Annotated in this window: 18 protein-coding genes; 10 read left to right on the top strand and 8 right to left on the bottom strand. The window is 51.4% G+C overall.

Translation table 11 applies throughout. The features are described 5' to 3' along the window. Positions 1-131: 131 nt before the first annotated feature. The 3 genes from ACYVI1_RS28715 to ACYVI1_RS28705 all read left to right on the top strand — a co-directional run bounded on the left by ACYVI1_RS28715 (position 132) and on the right by ACYVI1_RS28705 (position 2,879). Positions 132-935 (top strand): LytR/AlgR family response regulator transcription factor, encoded by an 804-nt coding sequence (locus ACYVI1_RS28715; RefSeq protein WP_460914814.1) that lies wholly within the window; start codon positions 132-134, stop codon positions 933-935. Between the two features lie 410 nt (positions 936-1,345). Then, positions 1,346-1,846, top strand: coding sequence for a DUF6252 domain-containing protein (locus tag ACYVI1_RS28710; RefSeq protein WP_460914813.1), 501 nt, complete (start codon positions 1,346-1,348; stop codon positions 1,844-1,846). 184 nt (positions 1,847-2,030) lie between these two features. Continuing rightward, a complete protein-coding gene (locus ACYVI1_RS28705) occupies positions 2,031-2,879 on the top strand; it encodes an SDR family NAD(P)-dependent oxidoreductase (protein WP_460914812.1) in 849 nt (282 codons plus the stop codon). Between the two features lie 72 nt (positions 2,880-2,951). Here ACYVI1_RS28705 and ACYVI1_RS28700 read toward each other — a convergent pair whose 3' ends face one another. Continuing rightward, complete coding sequence (locus ACYVI1_RS28700) at positions 2,952-3,794, bottom strand: porin family protein (protein ID WP_460914810.1); 843 nt, start codon at positions 3,792-3,794, stop codon at positions 2,952-2,954. A gap of 248 nt (positions 3,795-4,042) precedes the next feature. Between ACYVI1_RS28700 and ACYVI1_RS28695 the strand changes: the two genes are divergently transcribed. Next, positions 4,043-4,756, top strand: a complete 714-nt coding sequence (locus tag ACYVI1_RS28695) for an SDR family oxidoreductase (protein WP_460914809.1) — start codon at positions 4,043-4,045, stop codon at positions 4,754-4,756. 3 nt (positions 4,757-4,759) lie between these two features. Here ACYVI1_RS28695 and ACYVI1_RS28690 read toward each other — a convergent pair whose 3' ends face one another. After that, positions 4,760-6,715: a S8 family peptidase gene (locus ACYVI1_RS28690; RefSeq protein ID WP_460914808.1), complete on the bottom strand. Its 1,956-nt coding sequence runs from the start codon at positions 6,713-6,715 to the stop codon at positions 4,760-4,762. A 157-nt stretch (positions 6,716-6,872) separates the two neighbouring features. Here ACYVI1_RS28690 and ACYVI1_RS28685 point away from each other — a divergent pair, with 157 nt between their 5' ends. Next, positions 6,873-7,604 carry a sulfite exporter TauE/SafE family protein gene (locus tag ACYVI1_RS28685; protein ID WP_460914807.1) on the top strand — a complete coding sequence of 244 codons (732 nt, stop codon included), beginning with the start codon at positions 6,873-6,875 and terminating at the stop codon, positions 7,602-7,604. 264 nt (positions 7,605-7,868) lie between these two features. On the opposite strand, the gene ACYVI1_RS28680 is transcribed toward ACYVI1_RS28685, so the two are convergent. From ACYVI1_RS28680 to ACYVI1_RS28670, 3 genes are read right to left on the bottom strand one after another with little or no spacing between them, the layout of a single operon-like run. After that, positions 7,869-8,378 carry a hypothetical protein gene (locus tag ACYVI1_RS28680; RefSeq protein ID WP_460914806.1) on the bottom strand — a complete coding sequence of 170 codons (510 nt, stop codon included), beginning with the start codon at positions 8,376-8,378 and terminating at the stop codon, positions 7,869-7,871. A gap of 31 nt (positions 8,379-8,409) precedes the next feature. Next, positions 8,410-9,873, bottom strand: a complete 1,464-nt coding sequence (locus tag ACYVI1_RS28675; RefSeq protein ID WP_460914805.1) for a SusD/RagB family nutrient-binding outer membrane lipoprotein — start codon at positions 9,871-9,873, stop codon at positions 8,410-8,412. Positions 9,874-9,900: 27 nt separating this feature from the next. Further along, positions 9,901-13,065: a SusC/RagA family TonB-linked outer membrane protein gene (locus ACYVI1_RS28670; protein ID WP_460914804.1), complete on the bottom strand. Its 3,165-nt coding sequence runs from the start codon at positions 13,063-13,065 to the stop codon at positions 9,901-9,903. Between the two features lie 402 nt (positions 13,066-13,467). Between ACYVI1_RS28670 and ACYVI1_RS28665 the strand changes: the two genes are divergently transcribed. Further along, a complete protein-coding gene (locus tag ACYVI1_RS28665) occupies positions 13,468-14,805 on the top strand; it encodes an amidohydrolase (RefSeq protein ID WP_460914802.1) in 1,338 nt (445 codons plus the stop codon). 102 nt (positions 14,806-14,907) lie between these two features. Here ACYVI1_RS28665 and ACYVI1_RS28660 read toward each other — a convergent pair whose 3' ends face one another. From ACYVI1_RS28660 to ACYVI1_RS28650, 3 genes are all read right to left on the bottom strand, one after another. Beyond that, complete coding sequence (locus ACYVI1_RS28660) at positions 14,908-15,705, bottom strand: SDR family oxidoreductase (RefSeq protein ID WP_460914800.1); 798 nt, start codon at positions 15,703-15,705, stop codon at positions 14,908-14,910. A 12-nt stretch (positions 15,706-15,717) separates the two neighbouring features. Next, positions 15,718-16,629 carry a S66 peptidase family protein gene (locus ACYVI1_RS28655; protein ID WP_460914799.1) on the bottom strand — a complete coding sequence of 304 codons (912 nt, stop codon included), beginning with the start codon at positions 16,627-16,629 and terminating at the stop codon, positions 15,718-15,720. Between the two features lie 85 nt (positions 16,630-16,714). After that, complete coding sequence (locus ACYVI1_RS28650) at positions 16,715-17,704, bottom strand: ion channel (protein ID WP_460914798.1); 990 nt, start codon at positions 17,702-17,704, stop codon at positions 16,715-16,717. Between the two features lie 76 nt (positions 17,705-17,780). On the opposite strand from ACYVI1_RS28650, the gene ACYVI1_RS28645 reads away from it, so the two are divergent. From ACYVI1_RS28645 to ACYVI1_RS28630, 4 genes are all read left to right on the top strand, one after another. Then, a complete protein-coding gene (locus ACYVI1_RS28645; RefSeq protein ID WP_460914797.1) occupies positions 17,781-18,077 on the top strand; it encodes a hypothetical protein in 297 nt (98 codons plus the stop codon). 112 nt (positions 18,078-18,189) lie between these two features. Further along, positions 18,190-19,194 (top strand): glycosyltransferase family 2 protein, encoded by a 1,005-nt coding sequence (locus ACYVI1_RS28640; protein WP_460914796.1) that lies wholly within the window; start codon positions 18,190-18,192, stop codon positions 19,192-19,194. Beyond that, positions 19,140-19,946, top strand: coding sequence for a polysaccharide deacetylase family protein (locus tag ACYVI1_RS28635; RefSeq protein WP_460914795.1), 807 nt, complete (start codon positions 19,140-19,142; stop codon positions 19,944-19,946). Before ACYVI1_RS28640 ends, ACYVI1_RS28635 begins: the two co-directional genes overlap by 55 nt. Before the next feature lie 31 nt (positions 19,947-19,977). Beyond that, positions 19,978-21,147, top strand: coding sequence for a glycosyltransferase family 87 protein (locus tag ACYVI1_RS28630; RefSeq protein ID WP_460914793.1), 1,170 nt, complete (start codon positions 19,978-19,980; stop codon positions 21,145-21,147). Positions 21,148-21,166 lie beyond the last annotated feature (19 nt).

Below are 21,166 nucleotides of genomic sequence, written 5' to 3'. Positions count from 1 at the left end.
GGGGCATTTTCGAGTCGTTTCGTCGGAAGGACAGTTCGGCCCGGATTGAGGTAATTGATTTGTATGATGAAGCCAACCGGCCGGCTGGTACCCGGGTACGCATGACCATTCCAATTGAAACTATATAAGACATGAACCATCTACGCGCTGTAATTATTGACGATGAAACCAATGCCCGTGAGGCTCTGACTAATCTAATTCGCCTGCTTTGCCCGGAGGTGACCATTTGTGGAGAAGCTAAAAACGCTGACCTGGGCATCGAACTGATTAAGAAAGAGCAACCCAACCTGGTGTTTCTGGATATTCAGATGCCAGGCAAAACCGGCTTCGATTTGCTGTCGAGCTTCGAGAAAGTAGATTTTGGCGTGATTTTTACCACGGCCTACCAGGAATATGCCATTCGGGCGTTTCGGTTCAGCGCCATTGATTACCTGCTCAAACCGATTGATCCCGACGAGTTACAGGCGGCTATCGAGAAATTTAAGGCGCAGGTAGGGAGCGTGAATCCCCAGCAGCTTCAGATTTTACAGGAACACCTCGCCACGCCACAAAGCCTGCGGCTGGTTCAGCGGAAAAAAAATGACAACCAGCGCATTGCCTTACCCACCGCCGAGGGCATTCATTTTGTGCAGATGACCGACATCATTCAGTGCGAATCGCTGGGTTCATACACAAAGTTTCATTTAGTCAAAGGCCCCGCCATTGTGGTGTCGCGCTTGCTGAAGGAGTACGAGGAAATTTTAGATAACTATTATTTTTTCCGCGTCCATCAGTCAAATATCATCAATCTGGAACACATCAAACGGTACGTTAAAGGCGACGGTGGCCAGGTCTGGATGAGTGACAACACTGAAATTGAAGTCTCGCGCCGTCGTAAAGATGAATTTCTATCGCTGCTATCGGATTTCTACGTGAATTCGGGCAAACTGAAATAATCCTGTTAAAAAAAAGCTATTTCAGCAGTTGCTCTATTAGTTTCCGGGCGTTCTGATTGGCCGGATTCAGCGCAATCGATTTGGGGTTGAACTGCCTGCCCATAGGAAAAGCAGCCGCCTGTTAAAAAAAGCCAAAGGATAACCGCGCATTGCTTAATTGCCATGATAGTAACCGTTTGGCGGGAAACTCTCATTCGGCCAAAAGGTTACTGGTCAGCTACCGATTTCAACGGGCCTTGCCCTTGCGTCAATAACGGGTAATGGCTCGGCAACAACCAATTGTCGTGTTATTTCCACCGCGTTTAAAGTGAAACCTGCCTGATACATAGTCGCATCGTTGGCCCTGTTTGGTTGTTGTAGCTTTGATTCATCAAAAAAGAAACACAAACCAAACAATCACTCTTTCACTCATGAAAACCTCTCGTATAGTAACCCTGTTGGCCATTATTGGTATTGTTGGCGTAAGTTCATGCAGCAAAAAAGCGGATGATGTTACGCCCGGCCAAGCGCAGAATCCAGGTCAGACGCCGACCCAAACGCAGGCGGGTTTCCGGGTAAAAGTCGATGGTACGACTTATGCGCCTGATTTTTCGTATGCGCTGGCAACGTTTCCGGGCGGCAATGGGTACTACGCCATCTACGGCCTCGATAGTAAAACCAACGATGTTGTTGCGATTGCCTTGCCCAATACGGTTGGCGAAGGAACATATCCTATAAATAATGTGAACTTCGGTGTTTTGACCTACAACAAAGAAGATTTTTCGACAATCAATGCCGGAAGCGGAACCATTACCATCACCAAAAAAACTACAACGAACCTAATCGGTACGTTTAGCTTCACCGCTTACGATCCAACGGGTGCGAAAAAACGAGTACTAACCGACGGCGCGTTCAATGTAACCGTTCGGTAGAGCCATCGAGCCACCCATTATCCAGCCTATTTCCCGACGGCCAGTTCCTAAGACTGGCCGTCTTGGTTGTGATCTCCCTCACCCCTCGCCCCTCTCCCAGAGAGGGGGTGAGGGAAAGCCGGATGTTCGCATAAACAGGGCAGGGCATACCACATTTACCGCTTACTCCGACGTATCTTCGCTCATGAACACCAAAACCGCACTCATCACGGGCGCTAATTCAGGATTAGGACTGGCTACCGCCAATGCCCTGGCGAAACGCTCATTCGACCTGGTGCTTTTGTGTCGCAATGAACAAAAGGGTCGATTGGCCCAGGCGGCTATTCAGCAAAGCAGCCCCTCAGCGCGGGTTGATGTGGTGTTGGCCGACCTGGCCGACCATGATTCGGTGCGTCGGGCCGCGCAACAAATTAACAGCACATACCCGCGCTTAGACGTGCTAATCAACAATGCTGGTTATACACCGGCAACCGTTGAGTTTACGCCCGACGGTATTGAAAAATCATTCTACGCCAGTCACATTGGCCATTTCGTTCTGACCTGGCATTTGTTGGCATTGCTCAAAAAAACGGCTGCTGAAACGGGCGACGTGCGGATTATCAATTTGTCGTCGGGGATTCATACCCTTGGCCGCAAAGCGCGATTTTTTCGGCGTATCGACACGCTATCGGCCTGGGCAGCTTATGGCGATGATAAACTGGCAAACGTGTTGTTTGCCAGGGCGGCTGCCCGTCAATTGGCCGGAACGGGCATTTCGTCGTATTCAGTGCATCCGGGCGTCGTGCGGACGAACTTCGGCGTCGATTCGCCCGGTTTCGTAGGGCAATTATTTCGATTGGCCGCTCCCCTGATGCGTTCGCCGGAACGGGGGGCGCAGACATCGGTTTTTCTGGCATCGGCATCCATGAAAGCGGTTGGTGAGCGCAACAACGGTGCCTATTTCGTTGATAGTCAGCCTAAAGCAACCCTGAGCCACGATGTAACCGACGCCAACGCAGACTGGCTCTGGACCAGGAGCGTAGCGTTTGTGTAAGCAGACACAAAAATGGCGACCCCCAAACCGGTTGTCGCCATTCTAAAAACCCACTCTATGAGAATTTATCGGTTATCGGCCACCCAGCGGAAATACATACCCCAGGGTAGCCTGTCCGAGAATGGTTTTGGAGTCGGTATTAAACCCTTCCTCCGTATCGCCCAATGCATATTGCCCCCGAACTTCAATGGTAATATGGCCTGGCCCGGCTTTCAGGGCGGTGCCGAGGCCTAAAGCCGCGCCGAAACCAAAACGCCCCTTGATGTTGCTTAGATCGACTTTCTTGCCATCTACGCTGGCGCTGGCGACATAAGCCGCATACGGTCCGACGTTTACAAAGAAACGATTGCCCTCGTAGGTTCCTGATGCAATTTTGAGCAGCAGCGGTACCTCAATAATGTCGGTCGCAATGGATTCGGCCAGGCCGGTAATTTTCTGACTGTACCGGGCGTAGTTGACTTCGGGCTGAAACGAGAGGGTTCCTCCGCCGAAATTAAACGTTATACCACCCACGAAACCAACGCCAGCTTTAACAAGTGCCGGCTTTTCTGTATAGATTGGATAGGTAACTCCCCCGCGCAAACCGATCCGAACGCCCCCGGTGCTGCCCTCTAAGGAACTTCGCTGCGGACGACTGGGCGTTGCCGTTGGCTGGGTGCGGGTCATCTCGCGGGCTGGCAGAGGTGTTTCTGCACGGGTGGGCACGGTCGCTGGGGTAGATGTCGCTGGCTTTTTAGTAATGCCATGATACTGATCGTAAAGTTCCTGCTGGCGATTGGCAGAGGTTCCTGTTGATGAAGTGGTGGCGCCTGGACTGGTCGTTGCCGGTTTCGACAAGGTTGTCGATTGCGCCTGAGCAACGAGCAAACCTGAAGGGAGCAGTGCAAGGACCAAAAAAGAAGAAAGTGTTTTCATTAGGTAGCCGGGTAAAACACAGTGCAAGTTTAGATGCTAATCTACTAATTTAAACAACAGTACTTAGGAAACGGTCATCCCGTTTGAGTATACGGTTGATTTTGTAAACATTTTAGGGCGTATGTTATTTACTGTACTAAGTGGCGGGAGGGTAGTATGTGGAACAGGCGCGTGTATAACTGAGTAAGACAACTTCTAACTGCTCCACTCACGCCACTTAGTCCCCCTGTTCAACTAACGAACGATACATGAAAACGGAACATCAGCGCACTGCCCTCGTAACGGGAGCTAATAAAGGAATTGGCAAAGAGATTGCCCGACAATTGGCCCAGCGTGGCTTTGCGGTCTTTATCGGTGCCCGCGATATAGCGAAAGGCCGTGAAACCTCCGAGGAACTTTGTCGGCAGGGGTACGAGTCTACGTTTATTCACCTCGATGTAACAGACCCCGTCAGCATTAGAACGGCCTGTGGTACGTTTTCGCAAAAAGCCGACCATTTGGATGTGCTGGTGAACAATGCCGGTGTACTGGAAGATCATGGCGAAACTATCCTCAAACTAAATACCGAAATGCTCGACCGCACGCTGAAGGCTAACGTAACCGGCCCCATTCTGATTATTCAGGATTTTCTGGAACACCTGCAAAAAAGCCCCCATGGCGCCCGCATCGTGAATGTGTCGAGCGGGGCGGGCGCACTGAATGATATGGAAACCTACGCGCCTGCCTACAGCATCTCTAAAACGGCTCTTAACGCCGTAACGAAGCAATTTGCCGGAGCGCTCAAACCCCATAACATTGCTGTAAACTGCGTTGACCCCGGCTGGGTTCGCACCGATATGGGCGGTCCAGACGCGAATCGCCCGGTTGAGAAAGGAGCCGAAACCATCGTCTGGCTGGCTACCGACGCTCCCCAGTCCGAAACCGGGAAATTCTGGCACGACAAACGGGAAGTGGCGTGGTAATTTTTAGTTTTCCATTGCCATCTTCACCGCTTCGTAGGCATTGAGCAGCCCCCCCGAACGGCTTAGCTTTTTGAAGGGTATCTGCTGCGACAACCGGCCAGGCTTCCGCACCAGTAAGTCGGGTCGATAGCTGCTTTTCAGCAAAATTGCCTTCACCTGAACCGCCGTTAGTTTCGGGAAATAAGAGCGGAGCAGAGCGGCCACGCCCGCTGTCATTGGCGAGGCCATACTGGTGCCGGAGAAACTGGCATAGCGGTTATTGGGCAACGTTGACAGAATCTCGCTGCCGGGCGCAAACAGGTCAACGGTCTGGATGCCGTAGTTGGACGAGCGGCTGGGCAAACTTTCGCCAACGCGCCAGGTGCTGTTGCCAACGACCAGAACGTTCTGAGCCGTCTGGCCATTCTCATAGCGTGCCGATGGATAGGCGGGAAGCGAATCGTAGTTTTCGCCATTGTTACCTGCCGCATGAACAATGAGCACGTCGTGCTCTTCGGCAAAGCGGATGGCCGCATCGACCTGCTCCTTAAAGGGGGACAGTCGTTTGCCAAAACTCATATTAATCACTTTCGCACCATTTTCCACGGCATACCGAATGCCGTTGGCAACATCTTTATCGCGCTCGTCGCCATTGGCCGGAACAACCGATACAGGCATGATGCGAACGTTGTCGGCGACCCCGTCGATGCCCCGGCCATTACCCCGTTTTGCGCCAATGATGCCCGCCACGTGACTGCCATGTACGGCCAATTGTTCAGACTGACCAATAAGCATGCGTGGGCTTCCGTAATAGCGTTCGTTCGGGTTGGCGGGATTGTCGCCCACTGCCTGGCGGGCGTTGTAGTCTGGATTGTAGGCAATATCGGATTCGCTGCCGGTCATTTGCCGAAAGCGTGCCCAGTTTTGACGGACCAGCCCGGCATAGGAACGAAACGAACCAAACTGCGGCAGGTAGGTGTCTGCCAGGAGATTGCGTACCGTAATGGCTACTGTATCAGCACCCAAATCGACCTGCCTGATGAGTTGCTGCGAGGTAACCGTGTCGGGCAGCTTGCGCCGGATTTGGTCCGCAATTTGCCAGAAACGAACCGTATCGGCCAGGACTGTGCGGATAAAAAAATCAGGTTTATAGCGTTGCAGATATTGTTTTTTAGCCGTTTGGTAGGTGGTATACTGGCGCTTCTCCAGTTGGCTTAGTTTCGTCGGATCCGCGTTGTCGTATTTATTTCTCAGCAGCAGATAGGTCTGCGTAATTTCGGGCTGGTCATACTCATACGTAGTTCCGTCTTTGCCGCCCATAAAATTCCACCCGTTCAGGTCATCGACATAACCATTTTTGTCATCGTCGGCGTTGTTGCCCGGCGTTTCTTTCGGATTTACCCAGATGGCATCCCGAAGGTCTTCGTGGGTAATGTCGACGCCCGAATCCAGCACGCCCACCACGACCGGCACCGAGGGTCGGTTTTTCAGTAACGCATACGCGCGATTCAGGCTGATGCCCGCCACCGAGTCGGTGGTGGGGTCAAGGTAAGGCCAGTTGCGGGGCGGCTGACTGGCGTTTGGCCGAAGGCGAACAAAAGGTGTTTTTGACTCGAACAGCTTTTGCCGTTCAGAGCAATCATCACGAATCGGTTGCAGCAAAAATCCCTCACCGTTGTCGACATAAACAAGCCGGAACTGGCCCGGCAGGCTCGTTTCACAGGAACTTTGTCCGGCAAGTTTCTGAAGCTGCAGCGTGTCGCCTGCTTGCTGATACCGCATCATTTCCAGGGGGATGGTGTTTGTTCCGGTGCTGATGAGGAGTGTATCCCGGCGAAACGTTAGCCTTACCCGAACCTCATTTGGAGCCAGCATAACCCCTTGCCAGCGCGTGCCGCGAATGGGCAACTGCGCCCGTGCAATGGTGGCAATTAGCAGGAAACTTAACGGGAACAACAGCCGCAGGTTGCGTACATTCATGATTGATTCTGTTAACTTTCGTCAAACTATGCGTTTATACGAGCAGGTGAATGAAATTGTTAGTTGAGAAACTGTATTTGTCAGCCCGCTGCTTTAGCTGTGGGGTTGATACAGGCATTTTAGTATAGAACCTTCTTTATTAACGAATCCCGTACACATGGATTATTCGGTTGCTTTCCTGATTTGTTTGTTCATTGTTGGGTTTGTGTATGCCTCGGTTGGGCATGGTGGAGCCAGTGGCTATCTGGCAACAATGGCCCTGTTCGGTATTTCACCCGCTCTAACCAAACCCTCGGCTTTGATGCTGAATCTGTTCGTGTCAACGATTTCGTTTGTGCAGTTCTACCGGGCGGGTCATTTTCGCTGGAATACATTCTGGCCGTTTGCTTTGGCGAGCGTGCCACTGGCCTTTGCAGGAGCCAAAATCCCGCTGAGTGATACACTGTATCGGCAATTGCTGGCGGTCTGCCTGCTTTTGGTAATTGTGCGTCTGCTCTGGACCGTGCGGGGTCGGGACGAAGAAACCCGGCCTATTCCGTTAGTGCCCGCTTTGGTGACGGGGGGCGTAATTGGCCTGCTTTCGGGCATGATTGGCATTGGAGGGGGCATCCTGCTTAGCCCACTCATGCTGCTGTTCCGCTGGGCGCGACTCAAGGAAGTAGCGGCTACGTCGGCTCTGTTCATTTTCGTGAACTCCTTGTCCGGGCTGTTTGGCCTATTGAGCAAAGGCTATTCGCCGGACCCCGCCCTGTATGCCTGGGTTGGCGCTGCTTTTGCGGGTGGCGCATTGGGCGGCTACTTTGGGAGCCACCGATTCAACGTGCCCACGTTGCGGTATTTGCTGGCGTTTGGCGTAAGTGTGGCCTGCGTCAAGTTGATTTTTACATGACCACCGATCAGTAAATGAAGTTCGGCTAAAATCCGCTGATGCGATGCAGTAGGGAAGTTACGAGCCACCAGTTGTCCATCAATCAGTTCAAAAATGAATTCGTTGAGTTCCTGCTCCTCAAAGTCCATCTCTCTGAACTCCTGATACGTTATTGGTCGGGTGAATGTCTGCATAGGCATGACTGACTTGAATTCTAACAAATACAACTAAAACAAAAAAGCGACCCGGTTAATCCGAGCCGCTTTTTGTTTCTTTAACTCAGCGTTATACCTGCACCCGAACCCGTACCTGCTGGGTAATAATCTGGGTGTTATCGTCGAGGGTTACCAAAAAAATAAAGGCAATCTCGCGCGGAACAGTCGTTGTACCCGGCGTCGTAACAACGGTTGGGTATTTGGTTTTGAAAGCCGCCAGTGTTGTTTCAAATACGGCAGTTGTCCCCGTGCCCGGAATGGGTGCGGTATTAATCGCAGCGGACGCCGTATTTAGCGAAGCAGCATTGATAGCCGTTCCACCACCAACTACGCGTGTGATTTCCTTAATGGTGCGACCCGTGCTGGCCGGAATCGACAGGGTGAACTTGATAGCTCCACCACCGGCTGTCGACACATCGAGGAATGGGTTACCCCCATAGGTGATGGCGCCCGGAAACGTTACCGGAACGGCGGGCCGATTGTCGCGAACCAGAGGGCCGTATTCTAAATCATCTTCGCAGGCGAAACTGGTCACAGCCAGCGTTGCCAGTAAAAGTCCTTTTATAAGTGTCTGTTTCATTCGTTTGCTTTGTTAAACGGACTGACCATGTTTAGTCAATATCCCACCATAATTTGACATTCGTCTGCGGAGCCGGATTTGGGAAGTTCGGATTCCGTTCGATTTCCTGAGTGATGTAGACGGCCCGTACTGGACGAGTGCCATCAATCCCAACGGCGTTCTGCGAATCGCGCAGAATCGGGTAGCCGGTCCGGCGGTAATCATTCCAGGTTTCCAATCCATTCCCGGTGAAAGCAATGTACTTCTGAGTGATGATCTGTTCTAACTTCTGAGCGGTTGTTCCCGTCAGCGTAGCTATTTTCGGATTAGCTGTCAGGTACGCGTCAATTTGGGTGGCTGTCAGACCCGCCAGCGTCATCGACGCCCGAATACCTTCGGTATATAACGCCTGCGGATCGCCCGCTGTGCCCAGCGTCAGCGCCGACTCGGCCAAGATAAACGCCCGCTGGAAGCTCGTCAGCAAGCGCACGGGGCCTTCGCCATTGGCTCCGGTAATATACGTATTATAACGGGACCAGCTACTGACCGGTGTAGGCCGAGCGCCTGCCTGACCATTATCCCAGGTTACGTAGTTGGCCACCGGTTTCGTAAAGAAGAGCGGCAGACGCGGGTCATTGTTAGCCTGGAGCAGATTCAGATACCGCGTGCTTAGAATGATGTCATCTTTAAATGAACTGACAACCGTGTATTCATAACGCGGGTCGCGGCTGCCGACGCTGGCACCAAACACTACGTTCAGGTCATCGGCATTCGAGGTAATAAACTGACCACCGGTAATGACCTGATCGATAATTGTTTTAGCTAAAGCGGGCTCTTTGCGGCTAATGGTGTTTGCCATTTTGAGCAGTAATGTGTTGCCAGCCCGGCGCCATTTGGCTAAATCACCTTTGTAGATGGCATCGTCGGCACCAGGTTTGGTAACGGATGTAGCCGCTAAATCAGTAAGCCCTTCACGTACCAGATCGAATAAGCTTTGGATACCAGCCGATTGATTGCCTTTGTAAATGTCCTCTTGTTTGTCAAGCCGTGGCTGCAGATTTGCTTCGCCCTGTAACGCCTGCGAATACGGAATATCGCCCCATACATCGGTGGCCAGCGAATAGGTATACGCCTTCAGAATTTTGGCAATGCCAGAATACGCCTTTGAATTCGACGCATCGGCAAGTCGGATGATCTGATCGTAGTTCACCAAAGCACCGTCATAAATTTCAAACCGCCACTGGTTGCCAAAATCAGCTCCGCTCGTCACATATACATCGTAGTTGGCGGGGCTATTGGCGGCACCGGCCAACTGTTGGGTAAGTGTTGACGCGAAGCGATTTAACTCATTCGCGTTCGCAAATGCTGTACCATACTGTGCGGCTGGTAGCAGCACCGAAGGCGGAACGGATGTCGGGTTATTTGGCGTAACGTTGACATCGAGAAATTTAGTGCATCCGTTCAGTCCCACCAAAAAGGGCAGCAGTACGAATGCTTTTCTAACTATAGTATTCATGGATGAAATCAGGATAATAACGTGTAATTAGAAAGTGAGCCGAACGTTTACACCATAGTTGCGGGTATTCGGCGGACCATTTAAATCAAGCCCCTGAATGTTACCAGCTCCCTGGGTGTTAACCTCCGGATCAGAGAAGTAGCCCGGTGCGTAGAAGTAAAGGTTCCGGCCACTTACACCTACAGAAATGGCACCGAATGGTGTTTTATTCAGCAGGGATTTGGGTAAGGTATAGCTCAGAGATACTTCGCGCAGGCGGTAGTTGGTCGCATCAAAAACGGCGCCTTCCGAAGCCAAACCACCCAGACCAGCCCAATAGGCCTGAGAAGACAACTGAATGTTGTTAGGCCGGTAGCCCGTTACCTTGCCGTCCGTACTGGTAATGGGAATTACACCCGGCAGAATACGCGGCTGATCGCGGTCGATACCCGTCACATAAATCGAACCTGCGGTCCGATAGTCGGCAGCACTAAACGAAAAGAGTTGCCCGCCCTGCCGAATGTCGACTAAGGCCGACAGAGTCAGGCCTTTGAATGAGAAGGAGTTATTGATTCCCAGCGTATAATCTGGATTCGGGTTCGATATAACCTGACCAGCAACACCGGGCGCAAACTGACCCGTTGTGGGGTTAATCACAATCTGCCCAGCAAACTGACCCGTAGGATCGTAGTTGGCTCCATTGGGATCCGTAGTCTGTACGCGCGGGTTAGCCGTACTGACAATCACACCATAAGGTTCCCCTTCAACAATAGATGGGGTGATGCCGATAAAGCCATTACCTGTAATACCCGATTGCTTCACGCCTGGCGCAATCGAAACAACTTTGTTCCGAATCCGGGTGAAATTAGCCGTTATATCCCATTTGAACCCGCTTACGCGAATTGGTGTGCCTGATAATACCAGTTCGATACCCCGGTTCTGTAGTTCACCCACGTTGGTCGTACGTGTGTCGTAGCCCGATGAGTTCGAGATGGATACGTTGAAAATCTGATCGGTCGAGCGGGTAAAAAAGTAGGCGGCATCGATGCTCAGGCGGTTGTTGAAGAAGCCGAGGTTTGCACCCACTTCGGTCGACGTAACGAACTCCGGGGTGAGGGAGTTATTACCGATTCGATTGCTGATACCAAACCCTGGAAGGCTGCCACCGCCCACCGATAACGGGAAGGTGATGCTGGCTAAGTTATTACCATAGGTAGACTTAACAAAGACCGAGTTGAGCAGATACGGGTCAGCATCCCGACCAACGCGGGCGATACTGGCACGTACTTTCGCATACGAAAGTACGCTGGACTGGAGTTTGAAGGCATCTGTCGGCACAAAGCTAATCGAGGCTGCCGGATAGAAATAGGTGCTGCTGCTGGCAGGCAGGGTCGATGATTGGTCGGCGCGACCGGACAATTCCAGAAACAGGTAGTTGTTATAATCGAACGATGCCTGGGCATAATAGCCTACTAACCGGCGGAGTGAACTCTCTTCGGAACTACTGGTAAATACTGAACCGTTGCTTACATTCAGAAAGCCTGGAATCGTCAATTGTTCGGCTGTGACTGATTGGTCCTGAAATTTGCGCTGGTTAATGTTGTTTCCAAGTAACAGGTTAGCGCTCAACCCTTCTAAGAAAAATTTGCTGGTCTTGGCCGTAATGAGCAGGTCGCCGTTGAGTTCTGACCGGAAGAAGGTATTTTGTTCCACCGAACCCTGCGGAGCGCGGGCTGCGCCAATGTTTTCGACCCCTTTCCGGCGGTCCGTATAGGTATCGCCCGTAACGCGGTACGAAACACTTAGCCATTTCGCAATGTCATACCCCACGCTGAAGTTGCCGAAAAAGCGGTCTACCTGACTGTCTAAAGTCGAGTTTCGAATCGAATAGTTCGGGTTGGTCGATGAGGTCAGGAAATAGATGCTCTGCCCGTTGGCATCCTGATAAGGCTCACCGGTCAGATCATAACTACGCGGAATCCGGGTTAATTGTCCAAACGCACTACCGCCATTGCCGAGAATTGACCCACCCTGCACGGATTGCACATACGTGCCAGTGGCTGAAATACGCAAGCCATTGGTCAGGCGGGTTTCACCACCAATTTGAACGTTCGTGCGGTTGAACTTGGATTTTTCCGTAATACCATTCTGCGTTGTATTGCCTACGGCAAGGTTGAAATTTCTGTTCACATCACCGCCCGCAATGTTTACCGCGTTCTGGAAGATACTACCCTGCTTATAGAAATCCCGCACGTTATTCGGATAAGCCTGATAGGGCCTTGACTCACCCTGCAAATTCGTTACTGATGTCGGTCCACCCGCAAAAGCCGGACCCCACGAAGCCGTTGAATTGTTAACGAACAGGTTGTTTGTTCCCTGGCCATACTCATTCTGGAATTTCGGTAGGCCATATACGTTCTGTACATTATACGATGAGGTAACGGTTACTTCGGTTTTGTTGGCATTGTTCCGGCCCGTTTTGGTCGTGATGATAATGGCTCCTGCTGACGCCCGCGACCCATACAGTACAGCCGCTGCCGGGCCTTTCAGTACGTTAACGGATTCGATGCTTTCGGGGTTAATGTCGGCCAGACGGTTGGACGACTGCGCCTGAAACAGGGTGTTTCCCGTTACGTTGACGTCGTTCCCGAAGATGATGCCATCCACCACGATCAGTGGCTGGTTCGATCCGTTAAACGACGTGATCCCCCGAATGTTGATGTTGGTCGAAGCCCCCGGCGAACCACTTTGGCTCGAAATATTAACACCTGCCAATTTACCCTGCAGGGCATTCAATAGGTTTGGCTCCGATTTCTGAGCCAGCAGCGTACTCCCGACTTCCTGCGTTGAGTAGCCGAGCGAGCGTTTGTCCCGTTCGATTCCCTGTGCTGTTACCACAATCTCGTCGAGACTGGCCGCTCCGGCTGCTAACTGGACATTGATGGTCGATTGGCTGCCAACTACGATTTCCTGATTGCTGAAACCAATGTAGCTGAACACCAATCGGCTGTTTGGGGCCACACTGACTTTGTAGTTCCCATCGGCATCCGTTGTAGTGCCCCGAGTTGTCCCTTTTACCTGTATGCTCACACCCGGCAGGGCGGAGCCGTCGTCTGATGAAGTAACGCGGCCACTTACTGCTACATCCTGAGCCAATACAGGCAGGCAGAATAAGAGCGAAAGCAACCAGCTTCCTGCTAAAAATTTTCTCATTAGTGAGTAGAGATTAAATTAACATGATATAAAATGGAAAATGGGGACAAATATAATACTTGCCGAAAGGATATCTCAATTATATACTATGTGGTAAGGATTTTTTTTGTATAATACTGCTGAGGTAGCCAAAAGGTTACATAAGCGCAATTGCTACCCGGAAAAGTAGTTGGACAACACGAATAAAGGCAATACTCCTAAACTGGATAATAACAGGATGCATAATCTCACTAAAGAAGTATGTTGAATGATATAGACGTATCAGTAAGCAGGCGAAACTATTTAGTAATAGCAGACTTTGGTTCATATAAATAATTAATTATAGCCGAAATGCAGTACTTTATTTCTGTTTAATCGTAACTTGACCACTAAATAGACTGTTGATTAAAATTGTATAATTTAATGAAAAAGCCTTTATTAATCTGCGCTGGTGTGTCCGTGTGTGTTCTCAGTATATATACAGCTTCAGGCCAGGGAGCAACGCTCAATGCCCGCATGGACAAAACCGCAGAAAGTCTCGAAAAGAAAGTTATTGCCTGGCGACGCGATTTTCATCAGCATCCCGAATTAGGCAACCGCGAATTTCAGACAGCCGCCAAAATTGCGGCTCATCTCCAATCGCTTGGTATGGAGGTAAAAACAGGAGTCGGTAAAACGGGCGTTGTGGGGTTGCTTAAAGGCAGTAAGCCCGGTCCTGTTGTGGCGCTTCGTGCCGATATGGATGGCCTGCCCGTGACAGAACGGGGTGAGCTGGCCTTCAAGTCAGAAGTCCGGACGGAATTCAATGGCCAGCAAACGGGCATCATGCACGCCTGCGGCCACGATACGCACGTAGCCATGCTGATGGGAGCCGCTGAAGTACTGGCATCGGTCAGGAGCGACCTGCGCGGTACGGTCAAATTCATCTTCCAACCCGCCGAAGAGGGCGCTCCCGAGGGCGAAGAAGGGGGCGCTTACCTGATGGTGAAAGAGGGTGTACTGGAAAATCCCAGGGTCGACGCCATTTTTGGCTTGCATATCAATTCGCAAACCGAAGTGGGTACGATTAAATACAGACCCGGCGCCACCATGGCCGCTGTTGATAAGTATGCCATAAAAATTAAAGGGAAACAAACGCATGGGGCGGCACCCTGGTCGGGGGTCGACCCGATTGTGACTTCGGCGCAGGTGGTCATGGGCTTGCAAACCATCGTCAGCCGGAATGTCATCCTGACCGACAACGCGGCTGTGGTTACAGTGGGGGCGCTGCATAGCGGCATTCGGCAGAATATTATCCCCGAAGAAGCCAACATGATCGGTACTATCCGAACGTTTAGCCCTGAAGCCCAGAAATTAGTGCATCGGCGCATCACCGAAATTGCCACCCATATTGCCGAAAGTGCCGGGGCCAAAGCCGACGTAAAAATTGACATTCAGTACCCCGTCACCTACAACGATCCCAAACTGACCGACCAGATGGCTCCAACCCTCGAAGCGGTGGCCGGGAAGAATAACGTCAAACTGACGCCCGCTCAAACCGGTGCTGAAGACTTTTCTTTTTATCAGCAGAAAGTGCCGGGCTTCTTTTACTTCTTAGGTGGCATGAGCAAAGGCAAAAAAATAGAGGACGCAGCTCCGCACCACACGCCCGATTTCCAGATTGACGAAAGTTGCTTCGTGCTGGGGATGAAATCACTCTGCCACCTCACAACGGATTATATGGAGCAGGCCAGTAAGGGTGGGGCAGTGAGCGGTAAATAGGGCTTAAAGACAGCGTAACGGAGGGCCGCACGGAGAATACAGAGAAAATCAGCAAAACTCTGTATTTGCCGTGCGGCCCTCCGTTACGCTGTCTTTAAGCCTTTAGGTTCCTTCCCTATTTCGCAAAATACGGGACAGCAAACCCGGTAGAAATCGCTTGAGGTAAATGCCATAGGTTTCCGGGCCGCCAATGTAAACTTCTTCCTTTTCCTGTAACACTGCCCGCAGCAGCCGCTTCGCGAAATTGTTGGGAGCCATGCCTTTGTCCTGGTTTTCGTCCATCCTGCCGTGAACTTGTCCATTGTGGGCGAGTGCATTCAGCGAAATGTCCGTTCGGATGTAGCCGGGACAAACAAGCGTTACCCGCAGGCCAGCATTATAGGTCTCGGCCCGAAGTGCATCGAAAAAACCGTGTAGTGCGTGTTTACTGGCGCTGTAGCCCGAACGCTGCTTCGTAGCTAACTTGCCCGCCACGCTACTCGTAACCACAAAATGGCCGCTGCCCTGCGCCAGCATGAACGGTAGCACCGCTTTTGTGAGGGCTACCACGCCGAAGAAATTGACGTCCATGATGCGCCGGTAAACCGAAAAGTCGGTGTCGAGCACGGAACTTCGCTGAGTAATGCCCGCATTCTGAAATACGTAATCAAGGCGGCCAAATTGCTTATATACCGTTTCGACATGAGCGGGCAGGCGGTCGATGTCAGTCATGTCCATCGGCAAAACCAACACGTCGGACGCGGGCAATTTCGTTTGTGCAGCCACTCGCTGTAATTCAGCTTCACGCCGGGCTGATAGCACTAATTTGACGTTTTTGTGCTCACTGAGTTCAAGCGCGACGGCCTCACCAATACCCGACGATGCGCCGGTAATCCAGATAACGGCGTTGGAGAAAGCCATAAAAAATATCGCTTACGGGTGAAAATGAAGTTGTCCTTCTTTCTTCTGAACGACTAATTTTACCGGTTTCCCGATGGGCAGCGCCAGGTTAAAATCGACGTGACCGGCTGGGAAATTGAACAAAACTGGATACGAATAGTCCGAAACGGCTTCGGCAATTAGCTCGTAAGCCTCCTTACCGAACGGCAGCGAAAGATTACTACGCATATCGGTGAACTGCCCGGCCACCAGGCCCGCCAGATTTTGCAGGCGCCCGGCCCGGCGAAGCTGCGTCATCATCCGGTCGAGGGAAAAAAGCGTTTCGTCAATGTCTTCGATGAACAGAATTTTTCCGTTAAAATCGACATCGGTGGGTGTGCCGAGTGAATTAATGAGCATGGTTAAATTTCCACCCACAAGTGGCCCCTGCGCCCGGCCCGGTCGGTTGAGCGAGTGCGCTGGCACAATGTATTGGGCGGGGTGCCGGCCAAACAGCCACTGCCGCAATGACTCCAGCGAGGCCGCCCGGTCGGGGTCGCCAAACTGACGGGGCATCAGGCCGTGCAGACTCACGATGTCGTTGTTATGGAGTAAATTTAAGAGTACTGTCACATCGCTAAACCCCACAAGCCACTTTGGATTCGCCTTTAACTGCGTTAAATCAAGTCCATCGGCAATTCGGTAACAGCCATACCCTCCGCGAGCCGCAAATACTGCCCGCACGTTCGGGTCATCGAACATCCGTTGGAGGTCGGCCCGGCGAAGCTCGTCGGACCCGGCAAACGGCCCATCGACAGCGTGCAGGCTATCGCCCTCAATCACATGAAGCTGCCAGTCGTCGCGCAGAATCCGCAGCCCGTCGGCTAATTCTTCATAGGGAAACCAACTGGCGGGCGACACAACGCTAACCGTATCGCCGGGGCGCAGAAAAGGGGGGAGAATCAAGGTAGGTTTCAGATTTCAGGTGTCAGGTTTCAGGCCGCCCAATCAGACTTAAAACTTGAGCGTTGAAATCTGGAACAGTAAACGATCAATTTAATGCAGCTTCTTCCGTTTCGTCGAGTTTGTCTAAATCAAGATTCACCTCGGTCTGGGTTCCATCGAACATCGGCCGGAATTTATGCCCCCAGCGAACTTCGTCGTGGCGGTACGAGAAGCGCGTATGAACGCTCTGCACGAAGGTGTCATCCAGCCCTTGCAGGGAAACCAGAAATTCAGTATCCGATTTTTCAAGGTCCTCGGGCGTGCAGCCATACAGCGGGCTTTGGTCCGTGATGGGATGAACCAACGTCCAGTTTGCCGGGAAAAATGCTACTTTACTACGCTCCAGATTTAGCCCGTAATATTTGCGATAAAGGGTGCCATCGGGTTTCGATTCCAGCCGCGACATCGTTATCGTTACGTCCAGATTAATAAGCTGGTTGGCGCGGGTATTGATGATGCGAAACATCCAGGCATTCACGTCTAAGTAGGGCGCAAAGACCGAATTCTTCGAGAAACGAATGTGGGCTACCGGGCGCGAAAACCGCCCGTAAAGCAAGCCCGTGGCTAAGGCGAAAGCCAGCAGGCCAATCATCGACTCAAAAGCCGCAATGGAACTCGTCAGGAAGCTATTCGGCGAAATATGCCCGTAGCCCACCGTCGTTAGCGTTTGCGAACTGAAAAAGAAGCACTTCCAAAACGGACCATTCAGCACGGCATCGTCAACACCAACGAGTGATTCGGCACCGGCCAGCATATAAATACTGGCGAAAAGGGTGTTCGCCGTAAGGTAAGCGGCTAAAAGCAAGGAAAAAAACGGAACCCAGCGCATCGTAATGAGCCGGTTATAGAGGTTCAGCCGGTCCCAGAGAGTGCCATTCACCCGAACAACGTTGAACGTACCATCCTGATTCACCAGCCGCGACTTTGAGTCGGTTAATTTCATGCCGAAACCAAGGTCGCTGCGCTGTTCTTCCTGCTTAACTAACTCGCTGTTTTTGGGAGCATGGTTGAATAGACGGGGCTTTGTGGTATTCATGCTGGATAGGTTTGTCAATTAGTAGACATTTGAGGTAGGTTGGCTAACAAAGTTATAGCAAATTTGCCCTACCTCTTTGCTAACCCAAATCACTACGCATTCTGTTCACTCCAAGCATGCAATTGAAATTGTAACGGCCTTGTTGGGCGTAACCACACTGCTGGCGGTGGTGGCTCGTCGGTTGCAACTGCGGATCAACGAACCGAATGGCATCCTGCGTGCATTGGCTATGACTGAGCGACCCGCCGAACTTTATCAACAGACTATTCTGCTCCAGTTAGAACTGATTGCGGTTGAGCGAACTGTTCTCAGTCGCTACATACTTTTTGTAAAGAAAGAAACGCCGGCCCGAAGGCAGACAAGTATAAAATAGCAGCATTAACTTTTCTGTAATAGTTGATAAAAACTAAGTACTTTTACTTAATTTAGCATCCGTTTTTTAACCGAAATCCGTCCGTAACGGCCCTTAACAACACACTCGATCTATGAGGTCTTACCCAGGTATGATTAGCCTGATTGTGCCCGCTTTTAATGAAGAAGAAAATTTGCCCGTTCTGGTTCATCGGCTCATGGTCGTTATGGAACGGTATGATTCGTATGAAATTCTACTAATTGACGATGGTAGTTCCGACCAGACCCGCCATGTGCTTCGGCAGTTGAGCAAAGCCTATTCAGTGGTTCGCTTTCTCTCCTTTTCGCGCAATTTCGGTCACCAGATGGCCCTGCGGGCAGGTTATGAAAACGCTCGCGGTCAGGCCGTTATCTGCCTCGATGCCGACCTTCAGCACCCGCCCGAACTGATACCCACCCTGATTGACAAGTGGCGCGAAGGCTACGAAGTGGTCTACACCGTCCGGCAGGCCGACCCGAAACTGTCGTTGTTCAAACGAACAACGTCGAAATATTTCTACAAGTTGCTTCGCAACGTGTCGGGCCTGCAAATTGAGGATGGGGCGGCTGATTTCCGGCTACTCGACCGCAAAGTTGTTGACACGCTCAACCAATTCAAGGAGAACGATTTGTTTTTGCGGGGCGCTATCTCGTGGGTAGGATTCCGGCAATGCCGAATTCTGTATCAGCCGGCCGCCCGCTATGCCGGTCGCTCCAAATATTCGTTTCGCAAAATGCTGCAGTTAGCGGCTATGGGTATTACTTCGTTCTCCACAAAGCCGTTGTATTTATCGGTTTTGCTTGGTTTCGGGATGTCGTTATTCGCTTTGCTGTTCGGCGCCGAAGCTACGTATGAATATTTCTTCACCAATGCGACGGTATCCGGCTGGACAACACTGGTCGTACTCTTAGTGCTGATTGGTGGGGTGCAGTTCATCATGATCGGCATTATCGGCGTATATTTGGGCAAAACGTTCGTTGAAGTAAAAGGGCGACCGGCCTACATCATTAGCGATACGAGCGAGATTGAGGAGACCGTAACAACATGGCAAGCCCCAACCGAGGAGGAAGACGATCTATTTTATTCACCGTTGACGTAGAAGAGTTCGATACCGCCGTTGAATTCGGACATCCCATTTCTTTAGATGAACAAGTGGCTGTTTCAACGCGCGGGCTGCGGTTGCTGACCGACCGATTCGAGGTTGTAGGAACCCCGGCTACCCTGTTTACAACGGCCAACTATGCCCTTCATGAACCAGACCTGATCCGGAGGTTGGCGCAAAAACACGAAATTGCATCGCACGGCTATTATCACACCACATTTGAACCGGCCGATTTGCTCAAATCCCGTTTAGCGCTGGAAGAACTCTTAACGAAGCCAGTAACAGGATTTCGGCGGGCACGCATGGGTTTTGTTGATCCAAACGACGTGCAGCGGGCTGGTTATCAATATAATTCGTCGTTGCACCCAACCTGGTTGCCAGGCCGGTATAACCATTGGGGCGAACCCCGGCATCCATTTTGGGAGGCCGGGGTATGGCAAATTCCGGCATCGGTGACCCCCACACTCCGGCTGCCACTTTTCTGGTTAAGTCTGAAAAACGTTCCGTTTGCTTATTATAAACAACTCTGCCGCCAAACCCTGCAAACCGACGGCTTTCTGAATCTGTATGTGCATCCCTGGGAGTTCACCGACCTGTCGGCCTATAGAAAAATTCCGGCCTATGTTCGTCGGCACTCGCGCGATGTACTGCTCGACCGGGTTGAAAAGCTGCTTCGTTATCTGAAGCCGCTTGGCGAATTCGGGACGATGGGCGAGTTTGTACAGCAACTCAACTCGGATACCCACTAAGCGTCAGTCTCATTTCTGCTATTTTTGCCCCATGGTATCGTTTTTTAGGAAGCCAATTTTTAGTGATTTTCGGCTGATTTTCGGGGTTTATGCCTTACTTACGTTGTTCGCCAGTACCCGTATTGTTTTTGCCGATGGGTCGAACAACTACCTGATCTTCTATTATTCCCTCGATCACCTCATCCATGGGAAAAGTCTCTACGCACTTTACCCAACCGAATACACCGACCATTATCATTACGCTCCCACGTTTGCCGCGCTGTTTGCGCCGGTTTTTGCGCTGCCTTATTCGGTAGGTTTGTTTCTATGGCAATTGCTTTTTGCCGGTGTTTGGGTGCTGGCCGTGTACCGAATGCCCCTCACGCATCAGCAAAAGGTGTTCGGGTACTGGTTTTGTTTGCAGGAGCTGTTTACCTCGCTGGTCAACAGCCAGACAAATCCATTCATTGCGGCTATCCCATTGTTTGCCTATGTTAGTTTTGAAAAACGGCAGCCGTTCTGGGCGGCTTTTTTTATCGTTCTGGGCTTCAATATCAAAATATACAGCGTGGTAGCGGGTGCGTTGTTTCTGCTATACCCCCAAAAACTTCGCTTTTTAGCGTCAACGGTATTCTGGGGCGTCGTGCTTGGCCTGACACCACTCTTGTTTACCTCACCCGCCAAATTACTCTGGCAATATGAACTGTGGGTCAATCAGTTACTGATTAAGTCAGACGGCGATAAATGGGCGAATACGTCCATTCACCGGCTGGTTCACGTGTTCATCTCACCGGATGTGGCCACGCCGGTTATCATCGGCCTGGGCGTGCTGCTTTTCTGCACGGTGTATGTGCAGGTGCAAAAGTTTATGCAACGTTCCTTTCGCCTGTTAATGGTAGCGTCTATCCTGATCTTTCAGGTTATTTTTAATCCGGTTTCGGAGTCACCCACCTACATTACGGCCGTTACGGGCGTCGTCATCTGGTGGTTTTGTAGTCCGCAAACGGGGCTTGATCGGGTCCTGCTTGTCAGTTGCCTGATCCTCACCGTTTTCTCGCCGAGTGATGTATTTCCGGTTTTTCTACGGGAGCAATTCGTGAAGCCCTACGTGCTGAAAGCCTTACCCTGCGTCTTGATCTGGTTCCGGGTGCTTTATCTGATGCACACGGCAACACCAACGGCGCACCTGCAGCGCGGGTCCGACGCGCCGGTTAATTCCTGAAATTAAGTTACCATTGGCC

The sequence above is a fragment of the Spirosoma areae genome (genome assembly GCF_054781775.1).
This window is presented reverse-complemented; position numbering and strand designations above follow the sequence as displayed.

Coding starts and splice junctions, on each gene's coding strand:
- ACYVI1_RS28715 (WP_460914814.1), top strand. CDS start 132: ATGAACCATCTACGCGCTGTAATTATTGACGATGAAACCAATGCCCGT.
- ACYVI1_RS28710 (WP_460914813.1), top strand. CDS start 1,346: ATGAAAACCTCTCGTATAGTAACCCTGTTGGCCATTATTGGTATTGTT.
- ACYVI1_RS28705 (WP_460914812.1), top strand. CDS start 2,031: ATGAACACCAAAACCGCACTCATCACGGGCGCTAATTCAGGATTAGGA.
- ACYVI1_RS28700 (WP_460914810.1), bottom strand. CDS start 3,794: ATGAAAACACTTTCTTCTTTTTTGGTCCTTGCACTGCTCCCTTCAGGT.
- ACYVI1_RS28695 (WP_460914809.1), top strand. CDS start 4,043: ATGAAAACGGAACATCAGCGCACTGCCCTCGTAACGGGAGCTAATAAA.
- ACYVI1_RS28690 (WP_460914808.1), bottom strand. CDS start 6,715: ATGAATGTACGCAACCTGCGGCTGTTGTTCCCGTTAAGTTTCCTGCTA.
- ACYVI1_RS28685 (WP_460914807.1), top strand. CDS start 6,873: ATGGATTATTCGGTTGCTTTCCTGATTTGTTTGTTCATTGTTGGGTTT.
- ACYVI1_RS28680 (WP_460914806.1), bottom strand. CDS start 8,378: ATGAAACAGACACTTATAAAAGGACTTTTACTGGCAACGCTGGCTGTG.
- ACYVI1_RS28675 (WP_460914805.1), bottom strand. CDS start 9,873: ATGAATACTATAGTTAGAAAAGCATTCGTACTGCTGCCCTTTTTGGTG.
- ACYVI1_RS28670 (WP_460914804.1), bottom strand. CDS start 13,065: ATGAGAAAATTTTTAGCAGGAAGCTGGTTGCTTTCGCTCTTATTCTGC.
- ACYVI1_RS28665 (WP_460914802.1), top strand. CDS start 13,468: ATGAAAAAGCCTTTATTAATCTGCGCTGGTGTGTCCGTGTGTGTTCTC.
- ACYVI1_RS28660 (WP_460914800.1), bottom strand. CDS start 15,705: ATGGCTTTCTCCAACGCCGTTATCTGGATTACCGGCGCATCGTCGGGT.
- ACYVI1_RS28650 (WP_460914798.1), bottom strand. CDS start 17,704: ATGAATACCACAAAGCCCCGTCTATTCAACCATGCTCCCAAAAACAGC.
- ACYVI1_RS28640 (WP_460914796.1), top strand. CDS start 18,190: ATGAGGTCTTACCCAGGTATGATTAGCCTGATTGTGCCCGCTTTTAAT.
- ACYVI1_RS28635 (WP_460914795.1), top strand. CDS start 19,140: ATGGCAAGCCCCAACCGAGGAGGAAGACGATCTATTTTATTCACCGTT.
- ACYVI1_RS28630 (WP_460914793.1), top strand. CDS start 19,978: ATGGTATCGTTTTTTAGGAAGCCAATTTTTAGTGATTTTCGGCTGATT.